This is a genomic window from Armatimonas sp., from assembly GCF_964826245.1.
Genome location: NZ_CBAYMC010000010.1, coordinates 1 through 12,895, shown reverse-complemented (window position 1 = coordinate 12,895; position 12,895 = coordinate 1). Strand labels below are relative to the sequence as shown.

At 54.0% G+C, this 12,895-nt stretch carries 8 protein-coding genes; 6 read left to right on the top strand and 2 right to left on the bottom strand.

What is annotated here, in order from left to right; all coding sequences use genetic code 11:
• Nucleotides 1–304: 304 nt before the first annotated feature.
• The 3 genes from AC1XOS_RS02155 to AC1XOS_RS02145 all read left to right on the top strand — a co-directional run bounded on the left by AC1XOS_RS02155 (nucleotide 305) and on the right by AC1XOS_RS02145 (nucleotide 6,146).
• Nucleotides 305–3,232 (top strand): FlgD immunoglobulin-like domain containing protein, encoded by a 2,928-nt coding sequence (locus tag AC1XOS_RS02155; RefSeq protein WP_481960572.1) that lies wholly within the window; start codon nucleotides 305–307, stop codon nucleotides 3,230–3,232.
• Nucleotides 3,233–3,317: 85 nt separating this feature from the next.
• Nucleotides 3,318–4,022, top strand: a complete 705-nt coding sequence (locus AC1XOS_RS02150; RefSeq protein ID WP_481960571.1) for a hypothetical protein — start codon at nucleotides 3,318–3,320, stop codon at nucleotides 4,020–4,022.
• A gap of 63 nt (nucleotides 4,023–4,085) precedes the next feature.
• Entirely contained in the window at nucleotides 4,086–6,146 is a 2,061-nt protein-coding gene (locus AC1XOS_RS02145) for an Ig-like domain-containing protein (RefSeq protein ID WP_481960570.1), read from the top strand.
• On the opposite strand, the gene AC1XOS_RS02140 is transcribed toward AC1XOS_RS02145, so the two are convergent.
• Both AC1XOS_RS02140 and gatB read right to left on the bottom strand, forming a co-directional pair.
• A complete protein-coding gene (locus AC1XOS_RS02140) occupies nucleotides 6,143–7,147 on the bottom strand; it encodes a sigma-70 family RNA polymerase sigma factor (RefSeq protein ID WP_481960569.1) in 1,005 nt (334 codons plus the stop codon). The two genes, AC1XOS_RS02145 and AC1XOS_RS02140, sit on opposite strands and share 4 nt — an antisense overlap.
• A gap of 131 nt (nucleotides 7,148–7,278) precedes the next feature.
• Nucleotides 7,279–8,715: an Asp-tRNA(Asn)/Glu-tRNA(Gln) amidotransferase subunit GatB gene (gatB, locus tag AC1XOS_RS02135; protein ID WP_481960568.1), complete on the bottom strand. Its 1,437-nt coding sequence runs from the start codon at nucleotides 8,713–8,715 to the stop codon at nucleotides 7,279–7,281.
• A 57-nt stretch (nucleotides 8,716–8,772) separates the two neighbouring features.
• On the opposite strand from gatB, the gene AC1XOS_RS02130 reads away from it, so the two are divergent.
• The 3 genes from AC1XOS_RS02130 to AC1XOS_RS02120 form a co-directional block, all read left to right on the top strand.
• Entirely contained in the window at nucleotides 8,773–11,022 is a 2,250-nt protein-coding gene (locus AC1XOS_RS02130) for an AfsR/SARP family transcriptional regulator (protein ID WP_481960567.1), read from the top strand.
• Nucleotides 11,023–11,410: 388 nt separating this feature from the next.
• Nucleotides 11,411–12,619 (top strand): hypothetical protein, encoded by a 1,209-nt coding sequence (locus tag AC1XOS_RS02125; RefSeq protein ID WP_481960566.1) that lies wholly within the window; start codon nucleotides 11,411–11,413, stop codon nucleotides 12,617–12,619.
• 71 nt (nucleotides 12,620–12,690) lie between these two features.
• The coding region (locus AC1XOS_RS02120) for a hypothetical protein (RefSeq protein WP_481960565.1) at nucleotides 12,691–12,895 on the top strand (205 nt) is incomplete at its 3' end.

The window sequence follows — 12,895 nt, the reverse complement described above, 5'->3', positions numbered from 1 at the left end:
ACTCAATCGGGGTAGGTAGTAGTTCTATCTACCCCAGACTGCTGAAGAAGCAAAGAGAGGTTATTCGATGGCGATTTTCGCTGCTCGGAAACAGAAAATTGAAAAGCGTGTTTCGGGGAAAAATCCGAAGGCGTTCACGATTGCGTTAGGAAGTGTTTTTGCACTGCTGGGACTCAGCTGTGTTTCCTTTGCGGATACAGATGGGGGGGCTAGCCCTGTACCCATTACATTTCCTAGCGGAGGCTTGGTTCCTTTTCCTCCTCCCTCAACTCCCCCCTGGTATGCGTATATTTTTAACGAGTATATGTCTGTCACGGTTGGTTTGACGGGTAACAGCTGGGGGGTCACGACACCTAATACAGATGTTACTGGTCGCATTTCCTTTGGAACGCTAGCGGGTAACCTGCGAATTAGCCAAGACGATAATCAGCCGCTTCTAGGTGGAATTGAGAATCTACCAGGTTCGCCTTTTGGCCTGTCGGAGAATCAGTGGCCATATGGTTTTGGTGATGGTCTCACGACCACGACTGATCAAAATAACCGTCGCTACATGAACTATCCTGCCTATCTCCAGGCACTTGTGGATGGGACAACACGGGTCAATGTGGGATTTGAAACGGGACAGTTCCGGCTTGCCCCGACCTTCCGTAGAACCGATGGCTCGGCTGGCACTGCTGCTGACCGTCCTTTGCTACTTGCCAGCTATAATGTTGGAGCAAGTGGTGCGGTCTACATCGAACAGCGAATCCGTTTGCTGCGATCTACAGCACGCGTAGAGTGGACGATTGTCAATACGGATACCCAGTCGCACACCGTAGGTTTACGTTGGACGATGAACGTGCGAGGCTCTGATAACTTCTACTTCGTGAACTCTGAGCGTGGCGTGAGCCCTCGTCCGGTCGTGATGGGAAGCGATCCCTCGACGCCAGGTTCGATTGTCGCACCTATCCCCGATACCCTTGATATCTTCTCAAAGCGTGCGGACACTGTAACGGATCCTGGTTTCCATAACCGTCAGACATTCCGTGGAAACGATGCGACACTTCCTCTTTCCTTGTATCTTGCCAATGCAAGTGAGCTGGCTCCAGGTGGGGCGGCCCCCGCAGGACAGTACCTTCCCTTACCACAGGGAGTTCGCGTTCCTACGTTTGAGACGGGGCTTGCCACGGCGGCTTATTATGGCAATACTCCCCAGGGCTATGTAATCCCTGCGGGTGGTCGTCAGGTTGTGGTCGCCTATATTGGAGCGGGTGGTAGCACGGATCTGATCGGCGACGACTTGGTTCTGTCCACTGAGTCGCCGACTGCGCTGCCGTACTATCCGGGAGCTGCGACACTACCTGGTGTTGCAGGGAATACTTCTGCAACGCTTGCGAGTGTTGCATCAAAGTTTATCGGAACCCCGGTGACGGGAGTTGATGCGACAACGGGATCCACCATTGTGACCGGCGTGACGAATCGGTTCCGAATCTTCGCAAGTGTCTACAGCCAAAAGCAGCGACTACCTGATGCTGATGTGCCTCTAAGTGGTGTCTCGGCGAGCCTGACTCTGCCTCCTGGACTGCGTTTTGCGACAGATCCTGCAACTGGCAATCGTGATGTCTCCACGAAAGCAGTCGTTCCACAGGGGCCATCCGCAGGTGCTCCTGGGACACTTGTTGGTGATCAGGATGGAGTGGTCTCATGGTTGGTAGAGCCAACGGGTGAGGTCTATGGTCCTGTAACCTATCAGGTCGCAATTGGTGTCACGAAGCCCAACCCGCTGTCTCGCTCTATTGGACGAACCATTACCATTCCTGCAACACCTCTGGTAGAGCTGAATGTTGGGACGTTCCAGATGATAGGCTTCCCGTTCCAGCTGAATGCAACACTCTCTAACAATGGTGACCCAGATACGGTTGTTAACTCACTGAGTCGCCCGATTGATGAGCCTGTCCTGCTTTACCGCTGGGTTCCCGATCCTCTGTCTGACTCAGGAGCAGGTCGCTACATCCGTGAGACAAAGATTGAACCCGGAGTGGCCTATTTCTACCGTCCTGCTCAAGGTAGTAATGGGAAGCGGCTTCTCTATGCTAAGGGAGTTGAGCCAGTCTCGCTTCAGGCTCCGACGGCCAACACACAGTCCGTTCCTCTGCAGATTGTTCTTGAGCGTGGTTGGAACATGATCTCCAACCCGTATGTTTACAATATTCCGCTGAACTATCTGCGCATCGTTCCCTTAGACAATAATCCGTCTCTTGCTTCTATCTCTTTTGGAGAAGCCGTTCGAAACGGTGTTATCAAGGGAGGGGTTTTCTACTTCAGCCCGACCGAAGGTGGCTACCGGTTCTTCGAGGATCTGACAGCGCCGATCAAGCCGTGGCAAGGGTACTGGATCTACCTCAACAACCGGGCTACTGTTTTGTTTGCAACACCAACCACGCGTGACTCCGTGGTGATTCCTAGTCCCATTGGAGGCGTACCCGAGCCTGCAACTCGTGCTCAGCAGAGCATGACGGCGGAGAGCTGGAACCTGGATCTGATTGCACGACGCTCTGATGGCAAGCAAGATGCCTCAACACGAATTGGAATGAGCACAGGGACGAGCGATGGCCGGAAGGACTTCCCGAAGCCACCCGCGCCGTTCCAAGACTACGTCCAGTTGGCAGTCGCGAAGGGCGAGGGCACCAGCCGCTATGCTCAGGTTCTGAAGAACTCCGGTAGCGCAGCGACCTGGGAGCTCGTACTGGAAAGTAGCCAGGATGGGAAAGTGAACTTGCTGTGGCCAAGCCTGAGTAAGGTTCCCAAGCGGATTCACTTGAGCATCACGGACAAGCAGACAGGCCAAAAGACAAGCTTGCGTGGTTTGAACTCATTACAGGTGACAGCAAGTAAGGATCGGCCTAGCCGCTTTGTGATTGAGGCTAAAACTGAAGTGACCCGTCCGCTTGCAATCACCAAATTGCAAGTGGCCCCAGGTGGATCGCGCTCACTGGGTGGAAGCTACGCCTACTTGTTGGGAATCAACCAAGATGCAAACGTGACTGCAACCATACAATCACAGTCGGGTAATACGATTGGAGTATTGGCGGCAGGTCGTGCTTCCCGCAGCGGAGAAAACCGACTTGTGTGGAATGGCCGCAACCAGAATGGTGCAGCCGTTCCTGCGGGGACATACACTCTTGAGGTGCGTGTCACAAACGATAGTGGCGATGTCCATTTGCGAACATTGCCAGTGACGGTGGTTCGGTAAGAAATAAAATACCCCTCGGTAATCACTACCGAGGGGAAAGTGAAATGGAAGGACTTTCGAGCAAACTATGATGAGCCCGATATCAATGCGCACAAAATTGGCTTCCGGAGCGCTCCTGCTGACGGCAGGTCTCGCTCTTATGCCGGGCCAGGCCCATGCACAGACTCCAAGCAACGTGCTTCTCTTCCCCGCTGTGGTAAACGGGGATCGCAACGACAGCACCAAGCTTGTGGAAGACGATGTTACCGAAGCGCTACGCAACCAGCTCGCAAAGCTGGGAATTGCGGCGGTGGTCTATAACAAAAGAATCCCAAGTGTCCAGCGCGCGATCAACGAGAGTGACAAGATTATCTCGGACAAGAACGCGGACTCTGGTCCTGGCGACGATAACCGTATCGCGAAGCGTTTCGCTGAGGTGGTTGGCGCTTCGGAGTACCTGACTGTCTTTGTGGATGATTACTCTTTTGATGCAGCATCCCGCACCGCAAAGTTCAATCTGAGCATGACGCGCTACAATACCGAGAGTGGCCAAGCTCTTGGTACATTTGCAAAAATGCAGCAGGGAGTCGCCCCCGCAGATGTTGCTAAGGGACGTCAGCAAGCGTCCGCTCTGGCACGCGCCGCAGAAACGGGCGGACAGCAAGCGGCTAACTCTCTTTATCCGCAAGCAGCAGTGATGGCAAGCAATGTGAAGGCGAACGTCAAGAGAACCGCTAAGCGCTCTGGTGACAAGAATGTCATGACGATCTTTGGTGCGCTTTTGGGTGTCTTGTACTTCTCAACTCGCTAAATTTTCCTAAAACGCCCCGCTGCAAATTGAAGCGGCGGGGCGTTTTTTTATTCTAAAACTAACGTGAAAGCTTTCCCCCTTCTCGTCGTCAGCTTTGCCCTGACCCGCACCAGTTTTGCTGTCACTGCAATTGACCTGGAGGCGGAGAAAACGCTTCTCCGAGCCGATGGGCGTAGCACCAGTATTCTCACGGCCCGTGTCTTTGATGATCGTGGAGCCGCTGTACCGGATGGGACACGGATCCAGTTTTCCACAACACTAGGACGACTCGATACCCTCACGGCGGAGACGCGCGGAGGCTTTGCCCGTGTGACGCTGACAGCGGCGGATCAGCCGGGTGTGGCAACAATCACCGCGAATCTGGAGACCGGGGGAGCTGTCCCCGCACGTCGGCAGATCACCTTTAGCAACGATGCCCAAGAAACGAACCAAGGGGATCGCTGGCTTCGTATCGAGAAGTCTAGCTACATCGGCTATGCGCTGAATCTTCCTAACAATGCGGGCCCTTATCTCTACGCCGAAGATAAAAATAAACATGCAACACTTACCTACCAAGGGATCAAGGTTGCTGCCCAGCGTTTTATTGTCGATACCAACCGTCGTGCGATGCGTGCCGAGGGAGGCGTGGTCGTAGAGCAGGGAGGGGTGTGCCGCACCTACGACCGCTTTCGTTACGACTTTGAGCTGGGAACAGGTGATGGGGAGCGCATCCAGGAGTTTAAACGAACCCAGGTGAGTATTCGCATGCCAGGCTTGATCGAGACGGTTCGTGAGCGGGATAACGTGCTCCCACGAGACTCTTGGGTGATCGCCGATATCTCGGAGGCAAAGTTTACCGTCGTGGCTCATGCGGTGGCGCTAGACTTTAACAGCTCCCTCCAGTTCCGCCATGCGGTTTTCTATATCGAGGGACAGAAAACCTACTCCGCGCCACAGCACATCATGAACCTGAGGCAGCAGTCGCTCTACCGTGAGCAGCTTGTGGGGGTGGGGGCAAATGGGATGTGGCTCAACCTACCCTACTACTATAATGTCCAGCCACGTGGGGTGGGGACGCTCTTTTTGCGTCGTGGGGCACCGTTTGGCTCTTCGGTGTACTCCCAGCGCCTTGGTTGGAACCTGGATCTGGAGCAGAGCTACAACACAGGGAGTCTAGAGGGGCAGTTTCAGGTTCTCAATCTCGCCAGCAAAGATCGTGGAATGCGGCTCCAACACAACCAGAAGCTGGATAAAAAGACGGATGCGAGTCTGTTTATGGATGTGGTGGGGGGGAAAGATGTCTTTGGGAGCACGCAGATCGGGCATAACTTCTCGGATTTTCGGGTCAATGTCAGTGCGGCGCTCAACCGCTACCGAGGCTTTACAGATACGGCGAGTGGAACCTCTATTGCTCCGAGTGGGGACTGGCGGGTGCAGTCTCTTATGGAGACGTATCCAAAGCTCATTCGACCGAAGGCACGTGTTCGCTATACGATCTCGGGCGCGGCTACGGAGCAGCGTTTCTTCGGGAGCACCTCACGGACGATTAAGACGCAGAACCTGGGGACACGTCTCTCCGCAGATCCCATCAAACTAGATCGGCAACTGACACTCACGCAGTCTGGGGTGGTGGGCTATACCTGGGTTAGTGCACCCGTGGGGACGTCTGGGGTGGGGAGCTCCGGGTCTTCGCTTCAGACCACGACCGCGCTCGCACAGCCGGTACGGTGGCGCTCTGAAGCACTGGGGACGTTTCAGCTCAGCTATGATTTCTTTCAGACGCCTCCTCTTTTTATCGCCACAGGGCCAACGACTCCCACAACAGGCGTGCCCGTGTCGAACCGGCAAGGACGTCAGCGCCTGAGCGCGTCTACGTTTCTGAGCAAAGGGGAGAAGTGGAGCTTTTCGCTCAATGGTTCACGAGGACTAGATACGTTTCAGAGCACGCTCTTTACGGAGACACGGATTGCACTAACTGGCCCTTGGTACGCCCGTCTGCGCCTGACACAGGCGCAGTTCACATCTATTGGCTACCGCGACTTTGAGTACTCTCTGATACGCTCGATCAATGGGCGGGAAGTGGCGCTTTACTACTCTACGATTGCGCGCCGTCTCCAGCTTGACCTCACGGGCCTGAGTTTTTAGAACTTCTCTTGGGGGCCAAGGCGACGGAGCTTCTTGATAGCCCGAAGCTCGATCTGCCGAACCCGCTCTCGGGTGACCTGAAGCTGAAGGCCCACTTCTTCTAGTGTGCAGGGCGCATCCCCTTCGAGCCCGAAGCGCAGGCTCAGCACCTCACGCTCACGGTCGGAGAGCTGGGACAGAACGCCCTCTAGCTCTTCGCGGCGGATCAGGTTCATCGCCACATCCGAGGGGGTCGGGGTGGACTGGGCCTGTAGAAAATCACCTAGCTGTGACGACTCTCGATCCCCAATGGGCGCTTCCAAAGAAAGTGGTTCTGCGGCGGCGCGAAGGATCTCCTCGACCCGCTCGGGGGGCATGGAGACCGCTGCGGCAATCTCTTCCAGGCTCGGCTCGCGGGCCAGCTCCTGGCGGAGCGCTCCGGCGGTGCGCGAGACCTTGTGGATCATGTCCGCGACATAGACGGGGATGCGAATGGTGCGGCCTTGGTTGATAACAGCACGGGCGATGGAGCGACGGATCCACCAAGTGGCGTAGGTGGAGAACCGAAAACCACGATCTGGGTCGAACTTCTCGACGGCACGGATGAGCCCAATCGTCCCTTCTTGGATCAGATCGGCAAGGGCCACACCGGGAACGGAGTAGCGGCGCGCCACGGAGATCACAAGGCGTAGGTTCGACTCAATGAGCATGTCCTTGGCCTGCTGATCGCCACGAGCAACGCGGCGTGCTAGAGTTACTTCCTCTAGAGCCGTGAGGAGTCGGGAGGAGCGGGGATGCCCCAGATACCGTCGAAGCTGTTGCTCCTGCTCACGGGCATCGTATGCGCTTGCACTCTCTTTTTCTTCTAGCTCATCTGTATAAGCGGGACTTGATGAGCTAAAGCCATCCTCGTCACCACTGTGCGAGGTTGAGAACACCTGTGAGGGTTCTGAAGAGGAGGCGCTACGGACTCGGTTCATCGTTGAGAAGACCGGGTGATCCTTGAGAGGGAGAGTTCCCATCCTGGACATTCTTGCTCTGCCTTAACTTCCGTCTGCGGTAGATTCGGAGACATTAGCCTCCCCATTTATTAAACAGCAAAAACAGTAAAAACGCTCCTAAAATTCTCAACGATTTTAGGAGCGTTTTTGCTCTATGCGAGCGCCTCGTCTAGCAATCGGTTGACATCATCAGGGCGAGCTTGGCCACGTGCTTCTTTCATCACCTGACCTACTAGAAAACCCTTGCTTTTTTCGTTGCCCGCTCTGATTTTTGCGACAATATCGGGGTTGGCTGCGATGACTCTTTCGACAATCTCTTGAACGACCCCTGCATCGGCGACTTTAATGCCGCGCTCCTGAATGAGCTGCTCGACGGTTTTACCGTCGGTAAACATGGGCTCGATCAGCTCTTTTGCAATCTTGCCGGTGATCGTGCCCTTGCCAATGGCATTGACCAGCCCTGCTAGGTGCTCTGCGGTGATGGGCGTGCTGTAGACTGACTGGCTGGCAGCATTGGCAAGGCGTGTGAGATCCCCGAGCATCCAGTTGGCGACAAGCTTGGGATCGGCGCGCTTTGCAGTGGCCTCGAAGTAGTCTGCTGTGGCACGCTCGCTCACGAGCTGGGCGGCATCGGTGGCAGGCAGGCCGTACTCTTGCATAAAGCGGCGCTTACGCGGAATTGGTAGCTCGGGGAGGCTGGCGCGGAGGCTCTCGATGTACTCTTCGAGAAACTCAATCGGGATCAGATCAGGCTCAGGGAAGTAGCGGTACTCCTGCTCGCTCTCTTTGACGCGCTGGAGGACACTCTCGTTTTTCTCAGAGTCCCAGCCGAAAGTGGCCTGGATAATCGGCTCACCTTTCTCAATCGCGGCGATCTGGCGCTTGGCCTCGTACTCCACGCCCTGTTGCACAAAGCGAAACGAGTTGAGGTTCTTGATCTCGGTCTTGATCCCGTAGACCTCGCTGCCTTTTTCGCGCACTGAGGGATTCGGCTCCACACGCAGCGAGCCCTGCTCCATCTTGCCATCACTCACGCCTAGGTAAAGCAGAATCGAGCGCAGGGTCTCGGCATAGAGCCGCGCCTCCTCGCCACTCTCCACATCGGGCGGAAAGTCCGTCACGATCTCCATGAGCGGCACTCCGGCGCGGTTGTAGTCCATCACGGAGTAACCTAGGCCGTCCACGTGCTGCGACTTGCCGGTGTCTTCCTCTAGGTGCGCCCGTGTGATCCGAATCTTCTTAAGGCTGCCATCCTCGCGTTCGATCTCTAAAAAACCGTTGATCCCGATAGGCGTGTTGCCGTACTGGCTGACCTGGTAGCCCTTGGGCAGGTCGGGATAGAAATAGTTCTTGCGGTGAAAGATCGTCCGCATCGAGATCTCGCAGTTGAGCGCCAGCGCGGTGCGTACGACGTGCTCCACGGCTTGCTTGTTAAACACCGGCAGCGTCCCAGGGAGACCCAGACAGATCGGGCAGCAGCGGGTGTTTGGCTCACCCCCAAAGGCGTTTTCACACCCACAGAACATCTTAGACTTGGTCAGAAGCTCGGCATGGCACTCCATCCCGACCGATACCACATACTCAGGCATGGGGTTATTGTATCGCGCCAAAAATGGAAGTGCGGTGGTAAACTTTTGGTAGGATTTATGTGGATGGATACAGGACGGCTTTGGCAAGCCTTACTCCTAGGTGAGGTGGAGGTATACGATCCCTCGGGGAAGCGTGTTGTCTTTCCGGGGCGCTACTCCGAGGTACTGTTTTCCTTTCTTGCACTGGAGCCGGGAAAGGCCCACACAAGGGAGGCGCTTGCTGAGCTTCTCTGGCCCATGCAGGAGCTGACGAGCAAGCGCACCCGGCTACGGCAGGAGCTAACGGTGCTCCGGCGTCTCTTTGGCATTGCGGAAGAGGGAGGGCTCCTATTGGCAACACGGACCTCGGTTGCCCTCGCCGCGGAGCGACTTGAGACCGATCTGAAGCGCTTTGAGGAGTGTGCGCTCCGGCTTGGCGCAAGTTCTGACGAGCAGGCCGCTCAGACAATCTTGGCTCTCTACCGTGGGCCACTGTTATTGGGGCATGACGAGCTTGCCAATGGGCACCGTCGTGAAGTCGAGCTGGCGGTGGAGAGTGCGCTCTGGAGCCAGGTGCGACACTGTCACGAGCAGGGCAGCCTCTCTGAGGCGATATCAGGGCTCCAGCAGCTCTTAGTGCGTGATGCACTCAACCTAGAAGCCCATGCGGCGCTGATGCGCCTCCACCAGGAGCAGGGGCAGACCGCCGCGGTTTGGCGGCAGTACCAGGAAGCAAAAAACGCCTGGCAAGAGGCACTGGGCAGCCCACCGCCGGAGGCTCTCACAGAGCTTTCGCGTCAGCTGGTGCACCTGCAAGCGCTCCCCACGCCGCCAACACGTCTTCCCACAACTGCCGCGCCTCCCGATTTGCAACCCCCGAAACCGAGCCGTCGCCCCATCATGTGGTTGATTGTTCCTGCCGTGCTCCTCTTGGTTGGAGTCGTGGGACTGCTCATGCGGGTCAAGCAACCTGGCGCGACAAGCGCAACGCCTCGCTGGTACTACCAAGATCGTCCTGGGCCGGGTGAGAAAAATACCCAAACAGATACGAGCTCCGAAGGGATTGCCGTTGTTGCGGGGAGCGATGGGGGACTCTGCGTCGTGGGGCAGGTTGATACCGTTCATGAGGATGTCGATAGCCTTGCGCTGTTTTTCTCCGCTGAGGGAAAGCTGCGTAAGCGACACCGGTTCTCTGGGCCACACCATGACTGTGACCGTGCGTTTTCAGTGGCTGCTGAAGGGAGTGAGGCATTTTATGTGGCAGGGGAGTCTTACTTTCCCCCAGGCTTTGGTCAGGCAGAGGGATGGCATCTTATGCTCCTCAAGTATGACCAACAAGGCAACTTGCTCTGGTCTCGATTCTCGACAGAACTCATAAAAAGTGAGGAGCGCGGTGTTCAAGTCTTTGGTGACCGCCATGGAGGAGCTTACTTAGCAGGAACAGCACTGAGAGGACAGAGCCGCCAAGCGATCTTGCTCCACTATGCCCCAGATGGCACTTCGCTCTGGAGCCGGACGGCTGAGCTGCCGGGAAGCGAGTCCACTTTTGCGGCGCTCTGTGTGGATCTGCAGGGGGACGCTTTTCTTGCGGGAAATGTCGCCACCATGGGCAGTCCAAACTCGGACTGGCTGGTGGCAGCGTTTAGCTCACAGGGAGAGCTGCGCTGGCGGCATGCAGTCGATGGCTCTGCCCATGGTGCCGACCGTGCGGGAGCGATTCATGTCAGCCGCATGGGCCAAGTCTATGTCACCGGAGTGCTACGGCTGGCAAAACCGGAAGGCAACGCTCTGGCCGTCTCCCGTTACGCCAGCTCCGGGGAGCTGCGCGGGACGACGTGGGACACGGAGGCCCTGCCTGATCTCCACTTCGAAAGTGCGCACCTCTCTAGCAATGGGGTTCGTCTTGCCCTGACGGGAGTGTTCACCCACCCCGATGGAAAGATCGAGTCACGGGTTGTTCTGCTTGATGACCTCGGAAACCTGCGCTGGAAACTTCCCCTCGTGGCGCAGAAGCCGGATCGCAGCCTTGCCAGTCCGCGCGTTCAAGTCGATGCGGAGGGAGCTATCCGTGTGGGAGCTTACATCACAAGTGAGGTCGTCTTCAACCTGAAAACCAATGGCGACTTACTCCTTCTGCAGATCAGTGCGCTCGGGGAGCTTCTACTGAAGCAGCGCTTCACCTCGGAGGATGGAAGCCCAAAAGAAGATCAGGCTTCCGATTTTGCCAATACGTTTTACTCCACCACTCTGAACCCAGCTCTGTTTGTTGGGCAGCGCCGCCAGCTTGGTAAGCCCTCGGCGCTCCAGGTGGTTTCCCTGAATTTATAGGTCTCCCCGCAAAATTTACGCTTATTGCACAAAGATTTACGGTTCATTAACGGTATTTTTACGACCGATTTTCCTCTCATCCTTTATAATCTTGGGCCAGAGAGAGGCGAAGATTTCCGTGAATGAGGATCCCAGCAGAGAGCTTGTGCTACAGCTATCTCATGACGAGGTCAATGCTCTGCTGGCAATCCTCCTACGCGCTCCGGAGACAGAGATCATACCAGCGGCTCTGATCGGAGAACTCCTGCACATAGTGCTGGTGGCTCTATCAAAAGTAATGATTGAAGTCTGAAAACTGAGATCAATAAACGGCAATCTGTTTGGAAGAAAGGATTTTAAAGAGATGATAAGTAGGAAGGGCTGGATGGGGAGTTTAAGGAAGCGGTGTATGGGAGATTTATTTTTATATAGGTCATTTATATTTTTAGTATTGTTTTTTAGTATCATATCGAATTCATTTGCTCAATTAGGTCAGTGGTCTAGTTGGTATAATGTTAATGATGGTTATAAAAATGGAATTCAATTAAGCTGGAAAACGCCGACGAGACTTACTGCTACTGATTGGGCATTGGTGAAGTTTTATAATCGATATAGCGTCAGTGCTCGGATTGTCCTAGAATTTACTTTCACAACGCTAAAAGGCGAATTAAGATCAAGCAATGTTACGAGTAATAAGATAAAGCCTTTATCAACTGATGAATCTCAAGGGAACTATATTGCTGCAGAGCCTATAAAATCTCCTATACAGTGGAAAGTTAAGTCGCTAGAAATCGAAGATCCAGAATTTGGTTGGATAGAGGTATTCCCTACTAATGGATTAGAGGCTAAAAGGGCAAGTAAAAAAGCTGCTCAGGATAAAAAGCTTCAAGAGGAGCGTGACCGTAAGCAGCAAGAACAATCAAATCGCCAATCTGCATCGGGAAACCGAACGTCGAGTTCTGCTGGTTCCGCAAGTGGAGCAGGAAATGGTCGTTCGACAAGTAGCGGCTCAGGCTCTGCGGCAGGATCCGCTGCCGGAAGTGGGGGAAGTTCCGGAGGGAGTGCAGGAGGTTCAGGGAGTAGTAGTCGGGCGGGGGCAACTCGTGTACCTACTGTTGAAGAAACGACGCAAGCCGTGGCAGGAATGGTTGCTCTGGGGCAGGCGATGGAGCAATCTCTTCGAGGTTCTCATTTTAGAGTGGGATATGGGAATTTTCAGATGAGCAATAATCTTAATAAAAGTAGTAAGTCAGTGCAATCTATTGTTGTTGATTTAATGCCTCGCAATGCAACTGAGTTTCAGTATCAACATATAGGTATAGGTAGCTCTGATACTACGTTGTATACTATAGGGCTTAATAACAAAATTGCAGATAGCAAAAATATAGGAATTAAAATTGGTTTAGGTGTGCCTCTGTTGGCAAAAAGGGGTAATATCGCTTACTATCCTTTTTATGGAGATGGAATGGCGTTTGGGAAAATGCAATTTGATTTTAAAATGAGTAATAAGATAATATTAGGTTTAGGGGTTATGAAGATGTTTGCTTTTTCAGAAAATGTCAAAGAAAATGTCAAATTTTTTGATGGTATGGATATTGGATTGAAGTTTCGTTTGTAAAAATACAGGTATAGTCCTCGCCGATACTATTCTGTCAATTGTATTGACGAGGACTAAATAAAAAGGTTGGAGTGAATAATGATATGAAAAAGAAGCAAATGAATCAGGAATTTAATATTGAGTTGATTCGAGAAAAGATACGACGTGATGTGGTCGTCACGAATGGAACAGTATTGGATGGAGATACTATCTGTGGGAAAATGTATGTCAATGGAAAATACATAGGTGAATTTTTTGAAAATGATCAATTAAAAATTCCTACCGGTCAATATATTG